The organism is Kribbella sp. NBC_00382 (assembly GCF_036067295.1).
Lineage (GTDB): Bacteria > Actinomycetota > Actinomycetes > Propionibacteriales > Kribbellaceae > Kribbella.
Map to the genome: position 1 here is coordinate 5,844,448 of NZ_CP107954.1, position 20,398 is coordinate 5,864,845.

A 20,398-nucleotide genomic window follows, 5' to 3' on the forward strand; every position below is an offset into this window, starting at 1 on the left:
AGACGGCGCGCGGGAGCCGGGGGAGCGGACCACTAGACTGGCGCACATGATTCGCCGCGTCGACCTGCGGGGCCGAGTGGCAGCCGGAGAGGTTCTCGACCTCCAAGCCCTGGTCCCCCGAGCCGTATTCGACGTCGAGGCCGCCCTCGACGTCGTTCGACCGATCTGCCTGGACGTCCGTCATCGCGGCCTCGAGGCGATCAGGGAGTACGGCGAGAAGTTCGACCATGTGGCGGTGAAGGACCTGCGGGTCCCGGCCGAGGCGCTCAAGACCGCCCTGGAGGAGCTCGACCCGGACGTCCGCAAGGCGCTGGAGGAGTCGATCCGGCGGGTGCGCGAGGTCAGCCTGGACGAGCGGGGGAGTGACGTCGAGTCGCAGCCCGCGCCGGGTGGCCGGGTGACCCAGCGGCTGGTGCCGGTGCAGCGGGTCGGGCTCTACGTGCCCGGCGGCCGGGCGCCGCTCGCGTCGAGCGTCGTCATGAATGTCGTACCGGCTCAGGTCGCCGGCGTGACGTCACTGGCTTTGGCGTCGCCGCCGCAGAAGGAGTTTGGTGGCCTCCCGCACCCGACCGTGCTCGCTGTCTGCGCGATGCTCGGGATCGACGAGGTGTACGCGATGGGCGGCGCGCAGGCGATCGCCGGGTTCGCGTACGGCTTCGAGGGGTGCCGCAAGGTCAACCTGATCACGGGACCGGGCAACATCTACGTGGTCGCGGCCAAGCGGTTCCTGCAGAGCGAGGTCGGGATCGATTCCGAGGCAGGTCCGACCGAGATCGCCGTACTGGCCGACGACTCCGCCAACGCGGCGCACGTCGCCGCCGACCTGATCAGCCAGGCCGAGCACGACCCGATGGCGGCCAGCGTGCTCGTCACGCCGAGCGAGGCGTTGGCGAAGGCTGTCGAGGCTGAGCTTGCGGTCCAGGTGCCGAAGACCAAGCACTCGGAGCGGGTTACCGAGGCGCTCAACGGGCAGCAGTCGGCCGTAGTACTGGTCGATGATCTGGAGCAGGGCACGGCCGTCGTCGATGCGTATGCGGCCGAGCACCTCGAGATCCAGACGGTCGACGCCGAGGAGCGTTCGCTGCTGATCAGCAACGCCGGCGCGATCTTCGTCGGCGGCTGGTCGCCGGTCTCGCTGGGCGACTACTGCGCCGGCTCGAACCACGTGCTGCCGACGGCGGGCTGCGCGTGCCACTCGTCCGGCCTGTCCGTGCGCAGCTTCCTGAAGGCGATGCACGTCGTGAACTACACCCGGGAGGCCCTGCAAGAGGTCGCCGGGCACGTGGTCGCGCTTGCCAACGCCGAGGATCTTCCGGCCCACGGCGCCGCCGTGTCGGTCCGTTTCCCGAGTGAGGACTGATGGGTCGTTTCGATGGGCTGCCGATCCGCGACGAGCTGAAGAGCTTCGAGCCGTACGGCGCACCACAGCTGGACGTCCCCGTCCTGCTCAACGTCAACGAGAACCCGTACCCGCCGAGCGAGGCCGTCGTCGCGGACATCACCGCGTCGGTGGCCGAGGCGGCCCGCGGGCTGAACCGCTACCCGGATCGCGAGTTCATGGCTCTGCGCGCCGACTTCGCGGCGTACCTGGGTCGTGAGTCGGGCGCTCAGCTCGCGGCCGAGCAGGTGTGGGCGGCCAACGGCTCCAATGAGGTCATGCTGCATCTCCTGCAGGCCTTCGGCGGACCAGGCCGTACTGCGCTGTCGTTCGCCCCGACGTACTCGATGTACCCGGAGTACGCCCGCGACACCAACACCGCCTGGGTCACCGGGCGCCGCTCCGAGGACTTCACCCTCGACCAGAGCAAGGCGCTCGCGGCGATCTCGCGGCACCGGCCGTCGGTCGTCTTGCTTGCCTCACCCAACAACCCGACCGGTACTGCGCTGCCGATCCAGCTGATCGAGGCGGTCGCCGCCCGGACCGCCGCGATCGGGGCGGTCCTGGTGGTCGACGAGGCGTACGCGGAGTTCCGGCGTACCGGTACGCCGAGCGCGGTCACGTTGTTGCCGTCGTACCCCAACCTGGCGGTGGCCCGGACGACGTCCAAGGCCTTCGCGTTGGCGGGGGCACGGGTCGGTTACCTTGCCGCGAGCAAGCAACTGATCGATGCCCTGCGCATCGTCCGGCTGCCGTACCACCTGTCGGCGGTGACCCAGGCGGTCGCGCGGGCGGCGTTGCGGCACTCCGACGAGCTGCTCGGCCGGGTCGAGCAGCTTCGGACCGAGCGCGATGAGACAGTGGACTGGCTGCGGGCGCAGGGGCTGCGCGCGGTCGATTCGGATGCGAACTTCGTCCTCTTCGGTACCTTCGCCGACCGGCACGCGGTGTGGCAGTCGCTACTGGACGACGGCGTACTGATCCGCGAGACCGGACCGAACGGCTGGCTGCGGGTGTCGATCGGTACCGGCGCCGAGATGGCCGCCTTCCGCGCCTCGCTGGAGAAGGTGCTCAAGACTGATCTAGGAAGGTCTCTATGACACGCACGGCCCGGATCGACCGGGAGACCAGCGAGTCCAAGGTGCTCGTCGAGCTCGACCTCGACGGGACCGGACGCGCGGACATCTCCACCGGCGTCGGCTTCTACGACCACATGCTCAACGCGCTGGCCAAGCACGCGCTGCTCGACCTGCACGTGAACACGGTCGGCGACCTGGAGATCGACGCGCACCACACCGTCGAGGACACCGCGATCGGCATCGGCCAAGCTTTGAAAGAGGCGCTGGGCGACAAGCGCGGGATCCGCCGCTTCGGTGACGCGACTGTGCCGCTGGACGAGGCGCTCGTGCACTGCACGGTCGACCTGTCCGGCCGGCCGTACTGCGTGCACACGGGTGAGCCTGACGGGCAGGTGTACGCGATCATCGGCGGCGACTACGCCGGCTCGCTGACCCAGCACGTGTTCGAGACGCTCGCCTTCAACGCGGCGATCTGCATCCACATCCGGGTGCTGTCCGGCCGCGACCCGCACCACATCGTCGAGGCGCAGTTCAAGGCGTTCGCCCGGGCGCTGCGGGCCGCCGCCGAGCTCGACCCGCGGCAGCCGGGCATTCCGTCGACCAAGGGCGCTCTGTGAAATCCGTCGTCCTGCTGGACTACGGCTCGGGCAACATCCGCTCGGGGGAGCGGGCCCTGCAGCGGGTCGGCGCCGACGTCACGGTGACGTCCGACTTCGACGAGGCGCTGAACGCCGACGGACTCCTGGTCCCCGGCGTCGGCGCCTTCGAGGCCTGTATGAACGGGCTGAAGGCCGTCCGCGGTGACGAAATCGTCGACCGCCGGCTGACCGGTGGCCGGCCGGTGCTGGGTATCTGCGTCGGCATGCAGATTTTGTTTGCCAAAGGCATCGAACACGGCGTCGAGACCGAGGGCTGCGAGCAATGGCCCGGCGTGGTCGAGCGGCTGCAACCGGTCCGCGGCGAGCCGGTCCCGCACATGGGCTGGAACACCGTCTCGGTCGACGGCGCGACCAAGCTGTTCGAGGGGATCGAGAAAGAACGCTTCTACTTCGTCCACTCGTACGGCGTGCGCGACTGGCATCTCGTCGACACGTGGGCCGCGGTCAAGCCGACGGTGACCTGGACGGAGTACGGCGGCGATCGCTTCGTCGCCGCGGTCGAGAACGGCCCGCTGGCCGCGACCCAGTTCCACCCCGAGAAGTCGGGCGACGCGGGCGCCGAACTGCTGGCCAACTGGCTCCGGTCCTTCTAGTGCCGTACTACGTCCACGGTGAGGACCAGCCCGAGGTACTGGACGGGTTGATCGCGAACGGCGAGGCGCACTGGTCCTACATGGATCGGTTCAGTGATCGGTTGATCCTGCGCGGGCCGACGCTGTCCGGTGACGGCGAGGAGCACACCGGGAGCGTGCATGTCGTCGACGTGGACGATCGTGCTGCGGCCGAGCGGTTCGCGTACGAGGAGCCGTACTGGGTGGCCGGGTACTACCAGCCGCTCACGGTCGTACGGGCCGTGGTGCTGCTGGATCGGACCGAGGACAAGCCGCGTTCCTTGGTGACCGCGGAGTGGGAGCCGGTCGAGCTGATCGCCCTGGCGCCGTCGTTCCTCGAGGACGACCGGCTGAGCTTCGTGGCGCTGCTCGTCGAGGACGACGGTTCGCGCTCCATCGGCATCGTCGCGGCCGCCACCTCCGTACCCTCCGAGGCAGCTGACGTGATCCGCCCGGCAGCCGACCAGCTGACCGGTGGAGCGCCGATGTCGGTCACTGCCCGTCGCTGGCAGCGGGGCGGTCGCTCACAGAGCGATTCCTGACACGCAGTCTCTTGCCGTTCGGCTGTCGTTCACCGTAAGTTCACTGGCGACCACTGCTTGTGCTGACAAGGAGACCGCCTGTGACCGTCGAGAATCCCCTGTCCAGACGTCAGTTCGTCGCTCGTGCCGCCGCGGCAGGTGTTGCCGTCAGTGTCGCCGGGTCGGTGGAAGCGCTTTATACGGCCGAGCCCGCGCTGGGTACGTCCGGGCCGAAGGTCGGCTACGGACCCCTGCTCCCGGACCCGAACGGCATGCTCGACCTGCCGAAGGGGTTCAGCTACAAGATCGTCTCGCGTGAAGGCACGGTCCGCCCGGACGGGCTCCAGGTGCCGTCCCGCTTCGACGGTACGGGGACCTTCCCCGACCGGAACGGCGGCAGCCGGCTGGTCCGCAACCACGAGTGCAGCCCGACGGCCGCGATCAAGGTCGTCGCTCCGCCCGAGCGCACCTACGATCCGGGTGGCGCCGGTGGAACCAGCACGCTGATCGTGGACCGGCACAATCACGCCACGAAGGAGTACATCAGCCTCGGCGGTACGGCGATCAACTGCTCCGGTGGCCCGAGCCCGTGGCGCACCTGGCTGACCTGCGAGGAGACCGAGCTGAAGGCCGGGGTGAGCGGCTACACCAAGGATCACGGCTTCATCTTCGAGGTCGACCCGTACGACGATCGCCGCAACCTGCACCCGACGCCGCTCAAGGAGATGGGCCGGTTCCAGCACGAGGCGGTGGCGATCGACCCCTCCACCGGCATCGTCTACGAGACCGAGGACGCGTTCGTCGCACCGCTCGGCGGCTTCTACCGCTTCCTCCCGAACCGGCCGCGGGGTGGCTGGGGGAGTCTGCGGGCCGGCGGCGAGCTCCAGGCCATGCACATCGACGGGTTGCCTGACCTCTCCGTGGTACAGGAGCCCGGCACGCTCTTCCACAACGTGCAGTGGGTGAAGGTGCCCGACCCGCTGGCCACCACCGAGTCGGTGCGCGCGCAGGACTACGCGAAGCCGATCACCGGCGGCTACAAGCTGGAGGGCTGCTGGTGGGGCGCGCTGGACCGCTGCGTGTACTTCGTCTCGTCGTTCGCCCGGACCGAGCTCGGTCCGAAGATCGACCACGACGGCCAGGTCTGGAAGTTCGACCCGCGGCGGAAGACGCTGCGCCTCGAGGTGATCTTCACCCGTCCGTCGCCCGGCTCGGACGACCCCGAGTTCGATGCCCCCGACAACATCACCATGTCGCCGTACGGCGGCCTGATGATGTGCGAGGACGGCCTCGGTGAACAACACATGCTCGGTACCACCGAGGACGGCCAGGTCTTCAAGTTCGCCCGCAACCGGGTCAACAACGGGACCCCCGAAGCCCCGGAGTACGGCGAACTGACCGGCGTCGGCTTCTCCGCCAACGGCCGGACGATGTTCTTCAACATCTACACCCCCGGCATCACCTTCGCCGTTACCGGCCCCTGGCGCCGCCGCCGCTGACCCCCGCCCCACTGACCCGCCCCTGCTGGCCGTGCCCCCCGCCCCGAGGCACGGCCGGCACCGGTCTGTCGGTCAGCTGACCGGTCCGTCGTACACCCAGTTGCCGTTCTCGCGGACGAAGTGGCTGTTCTCGCTCTGGTCGCCGGGTTGGCTGTCAGCGATGTAGTTGGCACGGAACTCGACGGTGCCTTCGGTGTGGAAGGCCGTGCCGGCGGTGGTGTTCAGGATCTCCAGGCTGGTCCACTCGATGTCGTCTTCGAGGTGGAGTTCGCGCGGGCGGGTCGCGGAGTACCAGCTGCGGAGCAGGTACTGCGCATCCCGTACTGCGAAAGCCGAGTAGCGCGAGCGCATGAGCTGCTCGGCGGTGGCTGCTTGCCTGCGGCCGTCGTGGATACCGCCGCAGCAATCGGCGTACACGGCATCGAGGCCGCAGGGGCAGGCGGTGCGTTTGACCATCCGGCGATTGTGTCAGTCGTCCAGGCTGCCCATCGTCAGGTTGACGGTCGTGCCGGTCAGGCCGCTCGCCTTGTCGGAGGCGATGAAGGCCGCCAGGCTGGCCATCTCTTCCAGCGTCATCAGCCGTCGTGGGTGGGTCCGGGCGGCGAGCAGGTCGAGCCATTGGTCCCAGGTCAGGCCGGTTGCCTTGGCCCGGGGTTTGAAGGCGTCCTTGATCGTGCGGGTCTCGGGCATGCCCTGCGGTCGGAGGCCGACCACGCGCACGCCGTACTGCGCCAGCTCGGCGGACAGGTCTCGGGTGAGCGCCTCCTTGGCGGCCATCGCCGGGCCGTACCCGCCGACCAGGGGGAGACCAGTGCGCGAGTGGAGTGCGGTGACGGTCATGATCACCCCTGACTCCTGCGCGACCATCCGCCGGGCCGCCAGGCGGGCGGTCAGGAAGTACGACAGCCCGTACTCCGTAAGCGGCTGGCTGAAGTGCTCGGCCGCCAGCTCCGTCAGCGGGACACCGACGATCGTCGCGTTCGGGAAGCCGACCGCGTTGAAGGAGATGTCGACCCGGCCGGCCTTCGCCACGACCGAGTCCAGATGGCTGTCGATCGCCCGCTCGTCGAGCGCATCGACCTCTGCTGCCTCGGCGCCCTCGAGGTCCTTGGCAACCGCCTGGACGGACGCGAGCCGGCGGCCGGTGAGGAACACCCTGGCCCCTTCGAGCGCGAACGCCCGGGCCACCGCCCCACCGATCCCGCCGCCGGCCCCATAAACCACTGCAACCTTGTCTTTGAGCATCATGGCCATACAGACACCGCGACCCGGCGAAACCGGGCGCCCAGTTCCAGTCGCGGCCGGTGTCCATACAGTGGTGAAGGTGACGCAGGAGCTGATCGGCAGAGCGCGAGCCGGGGACGGTACGGCGTTCCGCGAGCTCACCGAGCCGTACCGCCGGGAGCTGCAGGTCCATTGCTACCGGATGCTCGGCTCGCTCCAAGATGCCGAGGACGCCCTCCAGGACACGCTGCTCGCCGCCTGGCGCGGCCTCGACAGGTACGAGGGTCGCGCCTCCCTCCGGACCTGGCTCTACCGGATCGCCACCAACCGCTGTCTCAACGCGCGACGCTCAGCGAGCCGTCGCCCGGCCGAGGAGTGGAACATGCCGTCCGTCGAGCCGCCGGCGCCGACCCGGTACGGCGAAGTTGCCTGGCTCGAGCCGTTCCCGGACGCCTTGCTCGATGGAGTGGTTGCCCCTGGCCCGGAGTCGAGCTTCGAGCAGGGCGAGGCGATTTCGCTGGCGTTCGTCGCCGCAGTACAGGCGCTGCCTCCGCGTCAGGTCGCAGTACTGATCCTGCGGGACGTACTGGGCTTCCGGGCGAGCGAGGTGGCCGGGATGCTCGATACGACGGTCGAGTCGGTCAACAGCGCGCTCAAGCGGGCCCGCTCCGGCCTCCGGCAGCGGCTCCCCGAGCGTGAGGCGGCTCCCGGATCAGACACCGAACGACTGTTGACGGCCAGGTTCGTCGACGCCTACGAGTCGGGGGATGTCGAGGCGCTGGTGGCCTTATTCACCGATGACGTGTTCGTCTCGATGCCGCCGATTCCACTCGAGTACGAAGGTCGGGACGCCGCGGCCCGGCTGTTCGGCGGCATCTTCAGCTCGGGACGCCGGGTCGACCTCGTGCCGACGCGGGCCAACGGTCAGCCGGCCTTTGCGGCGTACCTGCGCGCTGCCACCGGCAATCGGCACGCCGGCGGTCTGTTCGTGCTGACCCTGGCTGGCGGGCAGATCTGTGCGTTCACACGCTTCGACAGCAGCGTGTTCCCGTCATTCGGGCTGCCGCTCTCGCTCCCTGGCGCCGGAGGCGAGTAGGTACTGGCCGGTGGCGTAGGTGGACATCACCAGGACGCCGCGGCCGGGGAAGTCGCGGCCGGCCAGGCGCATGGCGATCAGCGCGTCGGAGATGAGGAACAGGGCGCCGCCGAGGCCGCTGCGCTTGCCGTGCCAGCCAGAGGCGACAGCGGTTGCCGTGAGCAACAATGCATAGGCTGCGACGGGGACTCGCTGGGAGCCGAGATCCTTTGACAGCAACGCGATCAGGGCGGCCCACAACGCGCCGTACGCGGCCAGTACTCGCCACGATTTCTCGCCGGGCTTGGTGAGGTACACGGCTAGGTAGCAGGCATGTGCTGCGGCGAAGGCGGCGATGCCGGCGAGTTGCAGGTCGGTCTCCAGCAGGAGGTCGCCGGCCGCCGACGCGAGCAGCGCGGCCTGGATCAGCGGGGGGATGTCCTCCTGCGTCCGCGTCCAGGAGAGCAGCAAGGGCATCAGCGTCACCTTGCTCGTCTGCTTCAGCAGTTTGATGTCGACGGCAACTGCTGCGACATGGATCGCCACCGCACCCCAGTACGCCGCCAATCGCCGCCGCCCGCTAGCCAGCTGTCCCAGCTTCATGCGCCGGAGTCTCCCGTACTCCGGTGTCGTACGGGCTAACCCTCGGTGACGAGCTTCAGACAGCGCCCGGGAACGCGACCGGCGCGCCGCCCCAATTGAGTTGGGTCGTCGACGTGGTGATCAGTGTCTGGATCGCCAGCGCACGGACCTGGTCCTGCTCGGCACCCTCGACCAGGTCGGCGTAGACGGCCGCCAGCCGGCGCTCGATCACCAGGATCAGGCTGCTCGCGGTCTGCGGGGTCGTTACGGCCAACGGCAGGTCGTACGCCGGTTCAGCGGCCACCGGCTTCTCGCCGGCCGCGGTGAGGAGGGCGGCGAGCTTGTCGCGCTGCCGACGGTGCTGCTCGTACAGCTCGTTCGCGGCCCGGAACTTCGCTCCAATGAGCTTGCCGCCGGCGACACCCACGCCGTACAGGGCAGCGTGCTCACCGGCCAGGGCCGCCTGGAGGGCTTCGACTTGGCTCACTGGGCGGCCTTCTTCTTGACGGTCAGCGACGTCGCCAGCTGGCTCTCGGCAGCGGCGACCATGGCGAGCAGGCGCGCATTGGGCCCGGACAGCTTGGCCGCGGCGATCGCGTGGGCGACGGACAGCTTCTGCTCCCTCGTAGCCAGGTCGGCCATCGCAGCCGCGGACCCCTTCGGCAGGGCAGGCAGTGGGGGAGCGGTGGCCGGCGCGGCCCCCGACGCCTCGTTGAGCTTCGCCAGATGCTGAGCGTGGTACTTCGCTGCGGTCGTGAGCTGGGTGCGCAGCGCGGGGTAGAGCTTGCTCGCCGCCGTCAGCCGCTGGGCGACTTGGGCCACCTGACCGGCCGCCGCGGACATGGCCGCGACCACTGCGGGGTCGGTGCTCGGCGTCGGCTTGCCGTCCGGGCCCTTGGTGCTGCCCTGCGTCTCGCCACCCCCGGCGCCTGGTTGAGCAGCGTCGTCCTTGCAGCCTGCGAGCAGGGCCGTAGTACCAGCTGACAGGGCAACTGTCCGCAGCGTGGTCCGTCTGGATACCAGCGCTGCCGACCAGCGAGTGAGGGGCTCAGGATCGTTCGGCATAGGCCGAAACCCTATCCCGAACGGAGGTATGTGCTCGGCCACTTCGGTGGGCCGGATATGGTGGGCTACTGCCCTCGGTCGGATCGCCGAGGTGCACGGCGCTGCAGAACGCGGTGTCACAACTGGAGAGAGAGGCAGGTCTACCTGTGAGCCGAAGGACTGACCACACGGACCCCGAGAGCCTCGAAAACTTCCTGCGCCCGATCGTCGCCCAGTTCGGTTGCGACCTCGAGGCCGCCGAAGTCACGCCGATCGGCAAGCGCCGGCTCCTGCGGGTGCTGGTGGATCGCGACGGCGGTATCAACCTGGACGACGTCGCCGACGTCACCCGGGCCATCTCGAAGGCGCTCGACGCCGACGAGGTGATGGGCAACAGCGCGTACACCCTCGAGGTGTCCAGCCCTGGTGTCGACCGGCCGCTGACGCTGCCGCGGCACTGGCAGCGCAACGTCACCCGCCTGGTCGAGGTCACCCTGGTGGCCGGCGGCAAGGTGACCGGCCGGATCAAGTCCGCCACCGACGAGGCGGCCGAGCTGGACGTCAAGGGCCGGCCGCGGACGATCGCGTACGGCGATGTCACCAAGGCCAAGATCCAGATCGAGTTCAACCGGCCAGCCGGCAACGACGAAGCAGAATCCGCCGCTGACGGCGTGCAAGAGGAGAACTGATGGATATCGACATGGCCGTCCTGCGGTCCCTGGAACGCGAGAAGGACATCGCGTTCGACATCGTGGTCGAGGCGATCGAGCAGGCGCTGCTGGTGGCGTACCACCGGACCGAGGGCGCTCAGCAGCAGGCCCGGGTCGAGCTGGACCGCAAGAGCGGGCACGTCACCGTGCTGGCCCGGGAGCTGGCCGAGGACGGCACGGTCGCGCGCGAGTTCGACGACACGCCGGCCGACTTCGGCCGGATCGCCGCCACCACGGCCAAGCAGGTCATCCTGCAGCGGCTGCGCGACGCCGAGGACGAGGTCCGGTACGGCGAGTTCGCGGGCAAGGAGGGCGACATCCTGTCGGGCATCGTCCAGCAGGGCCGCGACCCGCGCTCGGTGATGATCGACCTCGGCAAGATCGAGGCCGTACTGCCGGCGCCGGAGCAGGTGCCGGGGGAGAAGTACGAGCACGGCTCCCGGCTGCGGGTCTACGTGGTCGGCGTCCGCAAGGGCTTCAAGGGCCCGCAGATCACCGTCTCCCGGACCCACCCGAACCTGGTCAAGAAGCTGTTCGCGCTGGAGGTACCGGAGATCGCCGACGGCACCGTCGAGATCACCGCGATCGCGCGCGAGGCCGGGCACCGGACCAAGATCGCCGTCCGGACACTGAACCCGTCCGTGAACGGTAAGGGCGCCTGCATCGGCCCGATGGGCCAGCGGGTGCGCAACATCATGCACGAGCTGCACGGCGAGAAGATCGACATCATCGATCACAGCGACGACCCGGCGACGTTCGTCGGGAATGCGCTGTCGCCGGCCCAGGTTTCCTCTGTCGAGGTCATCGACGCGGCGGCACGCGCCGCGCGGGTCGTCGTACCGGACTATCAGCTGTCGCTCGCCATCGGCAAGGAGGGGCAGAACGCCCGCCTCGCGGCCCGGCTCACGGGCTGGCGGATCGACATCAGGCCGGATACGGATGTGACTCGTGAGGACGAGAAGGTAGACTGATCTCTCGGTCGGTCGACTGAGTCGTCACCACACCCTGAGGAACTGAAGATTCACACTGCAGACGCGCGCCCTGAGAGGGTTCAGGAACGCACCTGCATCGGGTGTCGGAAGCGGGACAGTCCGGCTGATCTGCTGCGGATGACGGTTTCCGGAGGACGTGTCCTCCCGGATCCCGGCCATCGGGCACCCGGCCGCGGGGCGCATCTGCACCCGGTGACCGAGTGTCTCGACCTGGCCGAGCGGCGAAAGGCGTTCCCACGGGCCTTCAAGGTCCCGGGTCCGCTTGATCTTTCGCTCGTACGGGCACAGGTGGAGCAGTGAGCTGTAACAAGAAGTGCGGCCGCCCGGCCGCCCATGGCTTCGGCCATGAAGTACCGGTTCAGAGGCATGAAGGCGGGTCATCGACTCATGACTACTCGATGAGTGTCCAAAAGTGATGGATACACAGCGATGAGTGCAATGCGATGAGCATGTACGTCAGCTAACGGTCCGCGCCCCCAAGGCTCGGACCAGAGGGAGAGTAGTGGCAAAGGTCCGAGTCTACGAGCTCGCGAAAGAGCTCGGAGTTACCAGCAAGGTCGTCCTGACCAGGCTGAACGACATGGGAGAGTTCGTCCGATCGGCGTCCTCGACGATCGAGGCACCCGTCGTCCGACGGTTGGCGGAAGAGTTCGAGAAGAACCCGCCGAAGAAGCGCGCGGCCAAGACGGCCGCCGCCAGCACCTCAGCAGCGCCGCAGGCGACCGCACCGGTCACCCCGGCCGCGCCGAAGGCACCGAGCGCTGAGTCCAGCGCGCCGGCCCCGGCCGCGCCGGCTGCTCCGGTCAAGGCTGAGCCCACGGTGGTTGAGACCGCCGCGAGCACGGCTACGTCCGGCGCCGAGGTCACCGAGTCGGCCACACCGGCCGCCTCCACCCCGGCCCCGGCAGCTGCCGAGACCAGCACGTCCGCCCCGGCACCGGCTCCGGCCCGCCCGGCGGGCTCTGCGCCGTCCCCGGCCCGTCCGGGTCCGCGGCCTGGCCCCAAGCCCGGTCCGCGCCAGGAGACCCCGGCCGCTCCGGCGTTCGAGGCTCCGGCGGCCAAGGCTGCCGAGGCTCCGGCCGCTCCGGCACCTGCTGCTCCGGTGGCAGAGGCTCCGGCCGTACAGGAAGCACCCGCAGTAGAGGCTCCTGCCGCCTCCGCGGCGCCGTCGGCTCCGGCCGGTCAGCGTCCCGGCCCGGCAGCACCGCGTCCGTCGGGTGACTCCGCACGTCCGGCACCGCGTCCCGCGGGTCCGGGCGGCAACGCTCCGCGTCCTGGTGGCGCGCCGCGTCCGGGTGGTGCCCCCCGTCCGGGTGGCGCACCGCGTCCGGGAGCTCCCGGTGGCGACCGTGGTGGTCGTCCGGGTGCACCGCGTCCGGGCAACAACCCCTTCAGCTCGACCCAGGGCATGCAGCGCGGTGGCGCACGTCCGGGTCCGGGTGGCGCTCCGGCGGCCCCGGCCCAGGGCGGTACTCCGGCAGGCATGCCGCCGCGGCCGGCACAGGCCCGTAGCGGCGGTTCCGACCGTCCGCGTCCGTCGGGTGGCGTTCCGGGCGCTCCGCGTCCGAACCCGGCGATGATGCCGAAGTCTTCAGCCGGTACCTTCACCGGCCGTCCGTCGGGTCCCGGAGGCGGTTCTGGTGGTCCCGGTGGTGGCGGTGGCGGCCGTGGCCGTCCCGGTGGCGGTTCCGGTGGTCCCGGTGCCGGCGCAGGCGCCCGTCCGGGTGGTGGCGGTGGCGGTGGCGGCTTCCGTCCGGGTGGTGGCCCCAGCGGTCCCCCCGGTGGTGGCGGTGGCGGTCGTCCCGGTCCGGGTAACCGTGGCCGTGGCGGAACGCAGGGTGCCTTCGGGCGTCCGGGTGGTCCGGCCCGTCGTGGTCGCAAGTCGAAGCGCGCGAAGCGCCAGGAATTCGACAACATGCAGGCTCCGGCCGTCGGCGGCGTGCGCGTCAAGCACGGTGACGGCGAGGTCGTTCGCCTTGCCCGTGGTTCGTCGCTGACGGACTTCGCCGAGAAGGTCGGAGTCGACCCGGCATCGCTGGTCCAGGTGCTGTTCGCCCTGGGCGAGATGGTGACCGCGACCCAGTCGGTCAACGAGGAGACCCTCGAGCTGCTCGGCACCGAGCTGAACTACGACGTTCAGGTCGTCTCGCCGGAAGACGAGGACCGCGAGCTGCTGGAGTCGTTCGACATCGACTTCGGTTCCGACGAGGGCGACGACTCGAACCTGGCGGCCCGTCCGCCGGTCGTCACCGTCATGGGTCACGTCGACCACGGTAAGACGAAGCTGCTGGACGCGATCCGGCACGCGAACGTCGTGGCCGGCGAGGCCGGTGGCATCACCCAGCACATCGGTGCGTACCAGGTGACGACCGAGGTGGACGGCAAGGAACGCGCCATCACCTTCGTCGACACCCCGGGTCACGAGGCGTTCACCGCCATGCGTGCTCGTGGTGCGCAGGCCACCGACATCGTCATCCTGGTGGTCGCGGCCGACGACGGCGTGATGCCGCAGACGATCGAGGCGCTGAACCACGCCCGCGCGGCCGGTGTGCCGATCGTGGTCGCGGTCAACAAGATCGACGTCCCGGCGGCCGACCCGGTCAAGGTCCGCGGTCAGCTCACGGAGTACGGGCTGGTTCCCGAGGAGTACGGCGGCGACACCATGTTCGTCGACGTCTCGGCGAAGTCGCGGATCAACATCGACGGCCTGCTCGAGGGCGTCGTCCTGACCGCGGACGCGGCACTGGATCTCCGGGCCAACCCGGACATGCCGGCCCAGGGTCTCGCGATCGAGGCGCACCTGGACAAGGGCCGTGGACCGGTCGCGACCGTGCTGGTCCAGCGCGGAACGCTGAAGGTCGGCGACTCGATGGTCGCGGGTCCGGCGTACGGCCGGGTCCGGGCGATGCTCGACGAGCACGGCAACTCGGTCGAGGAGGCCCTGCCGTCGCGGCCGGTGCTCGTCCTCGGTCTGACCGCCGTGCCCGGTGCCGGTGACAAGTTCCTCGTGGTGGAGGACGACCGGATGGCCCGGCAGATCGCTGAGAAGCGGGAAGCCCGGGCTCGTGCGGCGGCCAACGCCAAGCGGCGCGCACGTCGTACCCTCGAGGACTTCATGGCCTCCATGGAGAAGGGGCAGACGCAGGAACTGCTGCTCATCCTCAAGGGCGATGGCTCCGGTTCGGTCGAGGCGCTGGAAGACGCGCTGGTCCGGATCGAGGTCAGCGACGAGGTCTCGCTGCGCGTCATCGACCGTGGTGTCGGTGCGATCAACGAGAACGACGTCAACCTGGCGATCGCGTCCGACGCCGTCATCATCGGCTTCAACGTGCGGCCTGCGGGCAAGGCCGGCGACCTGGCCGAGCGTGAAGGCGTGGACATCCGGTTCTACTCGGTCATCTACGCCGCGATCGACGACATCGAGGCGGCCCTGAAGGGCATGCTGAAGCCGATCTACGAGGAAGTCACTCTGGGTCAGGCGGAGATCCGCGAGATCTTCAAGTCGTCGAAGGTCGGAAACATCGCCGGTTGTTGGGTCACAAGTGGCCTGATCAAGCGGAATGCGAAGATCCGGTTGATCCGCGACGGCGCGGTGGTCGTCGAGAACGGCGAGCTGTCGTCGCTCAAGCGGTTCAAGGACGACGCGTCCGAGGTCCGCGAGGGCTTCGAGTGTGGTCTGACCGTGCAGAACTACAACGACATCCGGATCGGCGATGTCGTGGAGGCGTTCGAGCTCCGCGAGAAGGCTCGCAGCTAGTTCGCAGTACTGCTCTAGTAACGTCCGGAGTGACGGGTTTGGCTACCGTCACTCCGGACGTTGCGCATGAATGACGTGAAAGACAGAGGGAGTGAGCCCTGATGGGTGAAGCAAGGGCGAAGCAGTTGGCCGACCGGATCCAGGTCCTGGTCGCGGAGCTGCTGGAGCGCCGGGTCAAGGACCCGCGGCTCGGCTTCGTCACCGTGACGGACGCCAAGCTGACCGCCGATCTGGGCGAGGCGAGCGTCTTCTACACGGTGTACGGCGGCGAGCAGGACCGGGTGTCGACGGCCGCGGCGCTGGAGTCGGCCCGTGGGCTGATCCGCAGCGAGGTCGGCAAGGCACTGGGCCTGCGACGGGCTCCGAGCCTGGCGTTCTACCTGGACGCGGTACCGGAGACGGCCGGCCAGATCGAGGAGCTGCTGGCGAAGGCTCGGCAGGCGGACGCTGAGGTGGCGAAGGCCGCTGCAGGCGCCAAGCCGGCCGGCGACGCCGACCCGTACAAGCACCGCGAGGACGATGACTCCGACGACGAGTGACGCCGTGGACGCGCCTGTCTCCTCCGCCTCGGAGGACACGGGCGCGTCCGCTGCCTCCGGTACTCCAGCTGTTGCCTTCGATGCGTCTGTTGCCGATGGGATTGTGATCGTCGACAAGCCGGCGGGGCTGACCTCGCATACGGTGGTCGCTCGGGTGCGGCGGCTGGCGGGGACCCGGAAGGTGGGCCATGCGGGGACGCTGGACCCGATGGCTACCGGCGTACTGGTGGTCGGGCTGAACCGGGCCACGCGGTTGCTGGGGCATTTGCAGCTGGCCTCGAAGTCGTATGACGCGACTATGCTCCTTGGTGCCACGTCCTCCACGGACGACGCTGAAGGGGAGCTCACCGTCTCGGCCACTCCTGCGGCTTTGGCTGAGGTGACCGCCGAGGCGATCGAGACGGCTGTCACGAGCTACCGCGGCGAGATCTCGCAGGTGCCGTCGAAGGTCTCCGCGATCAAGGTCGACGGGAAGCGTGCGTACGAACGCGTCCGGGCGGGCGAAGAGGTCGCGCTGAAGGCCCGCACCGTGACGATCAGCCGGTACGACGTACTCGACGTACGAACTGTTGCCGACGGCATCGAGGTCGACATCTCCGTCGACTGCTCGAGCGGCACGTACATCCGGGCGCTGGCCCGCGACCTCGGCGCCGACCTCGGGGTTGGCGGACACCTCACGGCGCTTCGCCGTACCCGGGTAGGTGCGTTCGACATGTCGTCGGCGCACACGCTGGAGGAGCTGGGGGAGTCGTTCACGATGCTCCCGATCGCAGACGTCGCCGCCGACACGTTCCCCCGCTTCGACGCCGACGCCGAACAAGCAGCAGCCATCCGTACCGGCCGCCCGCTACCCGGCCTGAAACTAACTCCCGACACCCAAACCGCCATGTTCGCCCCAGACGGCACCTTCCTGGCCCTGTACGAACCCTGCGGCCCCCTAGCCAAACCCACCGCCGTCTTCGTCAGCTAGCACCACACCCCACCGCTCCTGCTCCGTCGCCCGCTGCGCAGGCCTTGCCGGTGCCTTCCCGGTGTGGAGCTGGGTCAGTTGGGTGGTGGGTCGAGTTGGGTGGTGAATTTTGCCGGGCGGATGGTGGTTGCGTAGCGCGGGGTGCCGGGTGGTTCGATGTCCGTCCAGTCCCCGGTGTACTTCTCCGCGATCGCCCGCTCCAGCTTGAGGGCGGGATCCGGGGTGAGGTCGGTGATGGTTCCGCGGAGTTCGATGTAGTGGGTCGGGCGAGCGGGGTCGACCACGACGAGGGTGATGCGAGGGTCGCGGCGCAGGTTGCGCAGTTTCTGGCGGCCTTCGACGAGGCTGATGTGGACGGCACCTCCGTCCCAGAGGAACCACAGAGGCGTGGTCTGTGGTTCGCCCTGCTTGCCCAGGGTCGAGACGAAAGCCACCGCTGTCGAGTCGAGCAGTTCATGAAAGGCCACCGGGATCTCCATCCCGGCAGAGTACGGCGCGGGTAGGTCCGGGTCGTGGCTGCTGCTCAGCACTGCCCGCGGTTGAACATGCTTGTACAGTGCTGAACATGAGTGTTCGGGTGCGGCGGTCGTTGCTGGATGTGGCTGTGGAGGTGCTTGTTGCCGAGCCGGCGGCCTCGTTGGCTGAGGTTGCGCAGGCTGCGGGGATCGGGCGGACGACGCTGCACAAGCACTACGCGACTCGGGATGACCTCATCAGGGCGGTTGGGCATCGGGCGATCGATCTGTGTGAGGAAGTGATCGCTACCGCCGAGCGTTCGACGGCCGACGATGGTGGGCTGCGGGCGTTGACCGAGGCGATGGTGCCGATCGGGCCGTACCTGGCGTTTCTGTGGCGGAATCCGAGTCTTGATCGGGCGGAGGACATCAGTGAGCGGTGGTGTGCGGTTGAGCCGCGGGCGCTCGCGGTGCTCAAGCGGGCGCAGGTGCGTGGTGTCTTGCGCGGCGATGTGGCGGACTTCTGGTTGCTGCAGACGTACTACTCGCTCGTCTATGTCGCGGCCGATTCCATCGACTCCGGGCATTTGGCGCCGCGCGACGCTCCCAAGCTGGTCGTCGACACCATCATCGGCGGCCTGGGCACACCCAGAGGCCTCGCGGAAGGATCGCAATGACCAAGCTCAGCCAGACCCTGTCGTTCGCCACAAGCCTTTATCGGCAGCGCCTGAACACCCTGTGGACCGGCTATGTCCGGGATGATCCGATGGCGTTGTTGCAGTTGCGGCCGGGGCGGGACAACCCGTATCTCATCTACGAGCGGATCCGCCGGGGCGGCCCGTTGGCTCCCACGCGGCTGGGGAACTGGGTGAGTACAAGTCATCCGGTCTGCAAGTCGGTACTACGGGATCGCCGCTTCGGCGTACGCCCGGCAGGCACCCCGATCGGCGAGACGCCCACCGACGAGGTCGATCTGTCCTTCCTCGACATGAACCCGCCGGATCACACTCGCCTGCGCAGGCTCGCCCAACCGGCGTTCAGCCCCAAGCAGATGGCCGGCTACCGGCCGCAGATCGAGGGCACGGTCAATCAGCTGCTGGATCGAGCGACTGGAAGCTTCGATCTCGTCAGTACCTTGGCCGCGCCCTTGCCGATCGCGGTCATCACCAACCTGCTGGGCATCCCAGCGGCGGACGCGGAGAATTTCTCCCGCTACGGGACCGTCATCGGTGGCGCGCTCGACGGGGTTCAATCGCTGTCCCACGCTGCCCGGCTGCAGAAGGCTGACGCCGAGTTGAACGCGTTGTTCACGGAGCTGTTCGCACTCCGCCGACGCGAGCCGGCCGATGACATCATCTCCCGATTGGTCGCCGCGGAAGGCGATCAGATCCAGCCCGGCGAGATGCTGCCGATGTGCATTCTGCTGCTGGTCGCAGGCTTCGAGACGACGGTCAACCTGATCGGCAACGCGGTCAACGCTCTGCTTGACAACCCCGAGCAATGGGATGCGCTCTGTGCGGATCCGGCAACCATGGCGGCCAAGGCGGTCGAGGAGACGCTGCGATTCGACCCGCCTGTCCAACGGACCGGCCGCTTCGCCCTGGAACCGCTCGAGCTGGCCGGAAAGCCTGTCCACAAAGGGCAATTCGTCGTCACCCTGCTCGGCGCCGCCAACCGTGACCCCGACACATTCCCCGACCCCAACCGCTTCGACATCACCCGTGACCACACCGCCGACCACCTCGCCTTCTCCAGCGGTATCCACTACTGCGTCGGCCAGCCCCTCGCCCAACTCGAAGCCACCATCGCGCTGCAGACCCTCGCCGAACGCGCCCCCACCCTCCGCCGCACCGGCCCGACCCGCCGCCGCAACTCCAACACCATCCGCGGCCCCATCCACCTCCCGGTCCGCAATGCCACCCCCGTACGCCGAGCCTCAACCGCGACCCGCTGACTCCTACGCGCTGAACAGCCGTCCGAATCCGTCGACCCGGAGCTTCGTTCCGGTCGCCGCCAGGATCGCCCAGAGCAACACCTGGTTCGCCTCGAGCACCAATTGCCCGGTACGCCGTTCGAGCTCCTCGATCGCGCGTGCCGCACGAAAGCCGTTGCCGGCGATGAACACCGCCTCGGTCGAGGCGTCCACCCGATCGCTGACGTACTCGATCACCTGCTCAGGCTGCACCTCAGCCGGGTCCGTGGGGAGCGTTGTCGCGGTCAACGTGATGGCGTCGAGTCCCTGATCGCGGAAGTACCCCGCGCCAAGGTCTCCCACCTCCGACTCGAACCACGGCGGATGGATCAGCGCGACCCGGCGTACGCCGAAAGCCTTCAACGCCTCCACAGCAGCAATCCCGCTCGACACAACCGGTACGCCGGCCAGCTCCTGAACACGTCCGACCAGGCTGACCTCGGACGCGTACCCGATCGCGTATCCGGACGTAGTCGAGGCATAAGCGATGACGTCGACCGAAGCCTCGCGCAGCGACTCAACGGCCGGCCGCAACGCCGCGAGTGTGGCGAGCGCGCGAAGCTCAGTAGCCGCAGTTGGCGGCATCGGAGTGGTGTCACCGCGTCGCTCTACGCGTGCGACCACCACGTCCAGCATCGCCATCGCGGGAATCTCGACCTCGGGCCCCGCTGCGGCATGCGGCGTCAGCACCCCAACCGTGAGCACCGCTCAGGCGTGCTGGGGGCGGTAGGTGTGGACGACGATGCCGCTGGGGAACGGAGTGGTCTCCACGAGGTCCAGGTGCCGTGACTCCGAAAGCTGGTCGAACAGCGCCTGTCCGCGGCCCAGGATCAGCGGCTGGACCAGAAGGCGGTACTCGTCGATCAGGTTCGCGGCGGCCAGCGCGCCGGCCAACCGGCGACCACCCCAGACAATCACGTCCTGGCCGGGCTCGGCCTTGATGGCCGCGATCTCGGTCGCGAGGTCGCCGCGCGCGACCCGGGTCTCGGGCCAGCCGGCTTCGGCGTCGCTGAGCGACTTGGAGAACACGATCTTGGGGATGTCGTTCATCGGCTGCGCGTATGCGTCGTCGGACTGCGGCCAGAAGGATGACATCTCCTGGTACGTGACCCGGCCCATCAGGTGGGCACCGGCCTTGCGGACCCGGTCCAGCTTCCACTGCTTCAGCGCAGCGCCTTCGGGGATCGCGACTCCCGGGTGCTCACGGTCGCTGCCGACGAACCCGTCCAGCGACATCGACATGTACAGAATGACGTCTCGCATGGCTGCCTCTCCTTGCTCTCGTTGGCTCCTGCCTCGACGGTCGCAGGCGGGCAGCCGGGCATCAAGGC

The 20,398-nt window shown here is 68.8% G+C and carries 23 protein-coding genes; 15 read left to right on the forward strand and 8 right to left on the reverse strand.

What is annotated here, in order from left to right; genetic code table 11:
- Positions 1 to 46 precede the first annotated feature (46 nt).
- The 6 genes from hisD (at position 47) to OHA70_RS27925 (ending at position 5,747) form a co-directional block, all read left to right on the forward strand.
- Positions 47 to 1,360, forward strand: coding sequence for a histidinol dehydrogenase (gene hisD / locus OHA70_RS27900; RefSeq protein ID WP_328322630.1), 1,314 nt, complete (start codon positions 47 to 49; stop codon positions 1,358 to 1,360).
- Positions 1,360 to 2,478, forward strand: coding sequence for a histidinol-phosphate transaminase (locus OHA70_RS27905; RefSeq protein ID WP_328322631.1), 1,119 nt, complete (start codon positions 1,360 to 1,362; stop codon positions 2,476 to 2,478). Before hisD ends, OHA70_RS27905 begins: the two co-directional genes overlap by 1 nt.
- Complete coding sequence (hisB, locus tag OHA70_RS27910) at positions 2,475 to 3,074, forward strand: imidazoleglycerol-phosphate dehydratase HisB (protein ID WP_328322632.1); 600 nt, start codon at positions 2,475 to 2,477, stop codon at positions 3,072 to 3,074. The genes OHA70_RS27905 and hisB overlap by 4 nt, the downstream gene beginning before the upstream one ends.
- The gene (hisH, locus tag OHA70_RS27915; RefSeq protein ID WP_328322633.1) at positions 3,071 to 3,709 is read left to right on the forward strand and encodes an imidazole glycerol phosphate synthase subunit HisH; all 639 of its coding nucleotides are present in this window, start codon (positions 3,071 to 3,073) and stop codon (positions 3,707 to 3,709) included. The genes hisB and hisH overlap by 4 nt, the downstream gene beginning before the upstream one ends.
- Complete coding sequence (locus tag OHA70_RS27920) at positions 3,709 to 4,269, forward strand: YciI family protein (RefSeq protein WP_328322634.1); 561 nt, start codon at positions 3,709 to 3,711, stop codon at positions 4,267 to 4,269. Before hisH ends, OHA70_RS27920 begins: the two co-directional genes overlap by 1 nt.
- Before the next feature lie 80 nt (positions 4,270 to 4,349).
- Positions 4,350 to 5,747: an alkaline phosphatase PhoX gene (locus OHA70_RS27925; RefSeq protein ID WP_328322635.1), complete on the forward strand. Its 1,398-nt coding sequence runs from the start codon at positions 4,350 to 4,352 to the stop codon at positions 5,745 to 5,747.
- Between the two features lie 72 nt (positions 5,748 to 5,819).
- Here OHA70_RS27925 and OHA70_RS27930 read toward each other — a convergent pair whose 3' ends face one another.
- Both OHA70_RS27930 and OHA70_RS27935 read right to left on the reverse strand, forming a co-directional pair.
- Entirely contained in the window at positions 5,820 to 6,203 is a 384-nt protein-coding gene (locus OHA70_RS27930) for a YchJ family protein (RefSeq protein ID WP_328322636.1), read from the reverse strand.
- Between the two features lie 12 nt (positions 6,204 to 6,215).
- The gene (locus OHA70_RS27935) at positions 6,216 to 6,995 is read right to left on the reverse strand and encodes an SDR family NAD(P)-dependent oxidoreductase (protein ID WP_328322637.1); all 780 of its coding nucleotides are present in this window, start codon (positions 6,993 to 6,995) and stop codon (positions 6,216 to 6,218) included.
- Between the two features lie 76 nt (positions 6,996 to 7,071).
- Between OHA70_RS27935 and OHA70_RS27940 the strand changes: the two genes are divergently transcribed.
- Positions 7,072 to 8,067, forward strand: a complete 996-nt coding sequence (locus tag OHA70_RS27940; protein WP_328322638.1) for a sigma-70 family RNA polymerase sigma factor — start codon at positions 7,072 to 7,074, stop codon at positions 8,065 to 8,067.
- On the opposite strand, the gene OHA70_RS27945 is transcribed toward OHA70_RS27940, so the two are convergent.
- Genes OHA70_RS27945 through OHA70_RS27955 form a run of 3 tightly spaced genes read right to left on the reverse strand, consistent with a single transcriptional unit; the run spans position 8,023 to position 9,693 of the window.
- The gene (locus tag OHA70_RS27945; protein ID WP_328322639.1) at positions 8,023 to 8,649 is read right to left on the reverse strand and encodes a lysoplasmalogenase; all 627 of its coding nucleotides are present in this window, start codon (positions 8,647 to 8,649) and stop codon (positions 8,023 to 8,025) included. The two genes, OHA70_RS27940 and OHA70_RS27945, sit on opposite strands and share 45 nt — an antisense overlap.
- A 55-nt stretch (positions 8,650 to 8,704) precedes the next feature.
- Complete coding sequence (locus tag OHA70_RS27950) at positions 8,705 to 9,115, reverse strand: ferritin-like domain-containing protein (RefSeq protein WP_328322640.1); 411 nt, start codon at positions 9,113 to 9,115, stop codon at positions 8,705 to 8,707.
- Positions 9,112 to 9,693, reverse strand: coding sequence for a cell division protein FtsK (locus OHA70_RS27955; RefSeq protein ID WP_328322641.1), 582 nt, complete (start codon positions 9,691 to 9,693; stop codon positions 9,112 to 9,114). The genes OHA70_RS27950 and OHA70_RS27955 overlap by 4 nt, the downstream gene beginning before the upstream one ends.
- Before the next feature lie 146 nt (positions 9,694 to 9,839).
- Between OHA70_RS27955 and rimP the strand changes: the two genes are divergently transcribed.
- The 6 genes from rimP to truB all read left to right on the forward strand — a co-directional run bounded on the left by rimP (position 9,840) and on the right by truB (position 16,640).
- On the forward strand, positions 9,840 to 10,361 hold the full coding sequence (rimP, locus tag OHA70_RS27960) for a ribosome maturation factor RimP (protein ID WP_328322642.1): 522 nt from the start codon (positions 9,840 to 9,842) through the stop codon (positions 10,359 to 10,361).
- The gene (nusA, locus tag OHA70_RS27965; protein ID WP_328322643.1) at positions 10,361 to 11,353 is read left to right on the forward strand and encodes a transcription termination factor NusA; all 993 of its coding nucleotides are present in this window, start codon (positions 10,361 to 10,363) and stop codon (positions 11,351 to 11,353) included. The genes rimP and nusA overlap by 1 nt, the downstream gene beginning before the upstream one ends.
- Before the next feature lie 96 nt (positions 11,354 to 11,449).
- Positions 11,450 to 11,674 carry a YlxR family protein gene (locus OHA70_RS27970; RefSeq protein ID WP_328335232.1) on the forward strand — a complete coding sequence of 75 codons (225 nt, stop codon included), beginning with the start codon at positions 11,450 to 11,452 and terminating at the stop codon, positions 11,672 to 11,674.
- A gap of 202 nt (positions 11,675 to 11,876) precedes the next feature.
- A complete protein-coding gene (infB, locus tag OHA70_RS27975; RefSeq protein WP_328322644.1) occupies positions 11,877 to 15,131 on the forward strand; it encodes a translation initiation factor IF-2 in 3,255 nt (1,084 codons plus the stop codon).
- A gap of 101 nt (positions 15,132 to 15,232) precedes the next feature.
- The gene (gene rbfA / locus OHA70_RS27980; RefSeq protein ID WP_328322645.1) at positions 15,233 to 15,670 is read left to right on the forward strand and encodes a 30S ribosome-binding factor RbfA; all 438 of its coding nucleotides are present in this window, start codon (positions 15,233 to 15,235) and stop codon (positions 15,668 to 15,670) included.
- Complete coding sequence (truB, locus tag OHA70_RS27985; RefSeq protein ID WP_328322646.1) at positions 15,651 to 16,640, forward strand: tRNA pseudouridine(55) synthase TruB; 990 nt, start codon at positions 15,651 to 15,653, stop codon at positions 16,638 to 16,640. Before rbfA ends, truB begins: the two co-directional genes overlap by 20 nt.
- Before the next feature lie 74 nt (positions 16,641 to 16,714).
- On the opposite strand, the gene OHA70_RS27990 is transcribed toward truB, so the two are convergent.
- Positions 16,715 to 17,119 carry a PPOX class F420-dependent oxidoreductase gene (locus tag OHA70_RS27990; RefSeq protein WP_328322647.1) on the reverse strand — a complete coding sequence of 135 codons (405 nt, stop codon included), beginning with the start codon at positions 17,117 to 17,119 and terminating at the stop codon, positions 16,715 to 16,717.
- A gap of 86 nt (positions 17,120 to 17,205) precedes the next feature.
- On the opposite strand from OHA70_RS27990, the gene OHA70_RS27995 reads away from it, so the two are divergent.
- Both OHA70_RS27995 and OHA70_RS28000 read left to right on the forward strand, forming a co-directional pair.
- Complete coding sequence (locus OHA70_RS27995) at positions 17,206 to 17,772, forward strand: TetR/AcrR family transcriptional regulator (RefSeq protein WP_328322648.1); 567 nt, start codon at positions 17,206 to 17,208, stop codon at positions 17,770 to 17,772.
- Complete coding sequence (locus OHA70_RS28000; protein ID WP_328322649.1) at positions 17,769 to 19,049, forward strand: cytochrome P450; 1,281 nt, start codon at positions 17,769 to 17,771, stop codon at positions 19,047 to 19,049. The genes OHA70_RS27995 and OHA70_RS28000 overlap by 4 nt, the downstream gene beginning before the upstream one ends.
- 3 nt (positions 19,050 to 19,052) lie before the next feature.
- On the opposite strand, the gene OHA70_RS28005 is transcribed toward OHA70_RS28000, so the two are convergent.
- Both OHA70_RS28005 and OHA70_RS28010 read right to left on the reverse strand, forming a co-directional pair.
- A complete protein-coding gene (locus OHA70_RS28005) occupies positions 19,053 to 19,772 on the reverse strand; it encodes a maleate cis-trans isomerase family protein (RefSeq protein WP_328322650.1) in 720 nt (239 codons plus the stop codon).
- Positions 19,773 to 19,775: 3 nt separating this feature from the next.
- The gene (locus OHA70_RS28010; protein ID WP_328322651.1) at positions 19,776 to 20,330 is read right to left on the reverse strand and encodes a dihydrofolate reductase family protein; all 555 of its coding nucleotides are present in this window, start codon (positions 20,328 to 20,330) and stop codon (positions 19,776 to 19,778) included.
- Positions 20,331 to 20,398 lie beyond the last annotated feature (68 nt).

Excerpts from the sequence above, each read along its gene's own strand:
- OHA70_RS27945 (WP_328322639.1), bottom strand. The coding sequence starts at position 8,649 with ATGAAGCTGGGACAGCTGGCTAGCGGGCGGCGGCGATTGGCGGCGTAC.
- hisB (WP_328322632.1), top strand. The coding sequence starts at position 2,475 with ATGACACGCACGGCCCGGATCGACCGGGAGACCAGCGAGTCCAAGGTG.
- OHA70_RS27935 (WP_328322637.1), bottom strand. The coding sequence starts at position 6,995 with ATGATGCTCAAAGACAAGGTTGCAGTGGTTTATGGGGCCGGCGGCGGG.
- OHA70_RS27990 (WP_328322647.1), bottom strand. The coding sequence starts at position 17,119 with ATGGAGATCCCGGTGGCCTTTCATGAACTGCTCGACTCGACAGCGGTG.
- nusA (WP_328322643.1), top strand. The coding sequence starts at position 10,361 with ATGGATATCGACATGGCCGTCCTGCGGTCCCTGGAACGCGAGAAGGAC.
- OHA70_RS27930 (WP_328322636.1), bottom strand. The coding sequence starts at position 6,203 with ATGGTCAAACGCACCGCCTGCCCCTGCGGCCTCGATGCCGTGTACGCC.
- OHA70_RS27955 (WP_328322641.1), bottom strand. The coding sequence starts at position 9,693 with ATGCCGAACGATCCTGAGCCCCTCACTCGCTGGTCGGCAGCGCTGGTA.
- OHA70_RS27905 (WP_328322631.1), top strand. The coding sequence starts at position 1,360 with ATGGGTCGTTTCGATGGGCTGCCGATCCGCGACGAGCTGAAGAGCTTC.
- hisD (WP_328322630.1), top strand. The coding sequence starts at position 47 with ATGATTCGCCGCGTCGACCTGCGGGGCCGAGTGGCAGCCGGAGAGGTT.
- OHA70_RS27995 (WP_328322648.1), top strand. The coding sequence starts at position 17,206 with ATGAGTGTTCGGGTGCGGCGGTCGTTGCTGGATGTGGCTGTGGAGGTG.
- truB (WP_328322646.1), top strand. The coding sequence starts at position 15,651 with ATGACTCCGACGACGAGTGACGCCGTGGACGCGCCTGTCTCCTCCGCC.
- OHA70_RS28010 (WP_328322651.1), bottom strand. The coding sequence starts at position 20,330 with ATGCGAGACGTCATTCTGTACATGTCGATGTCGCTGGACGGGTTCGTC.
- OHA70_RS28000 (WP_328322649.1), top strand. The coding sequence starts at position 17,769 with ATGACCAAGCTCAGCCAGACCCTGTCGTTCGCCACAAGCCTTTATCGG.
- rbfA (WP_328322645.1), top strand. The coding sequence starts at position 15,233 with ATGGGTGAAGCAAGGGCGAAGCAGTTGGCCGACCGGATCCAGGTCCTG.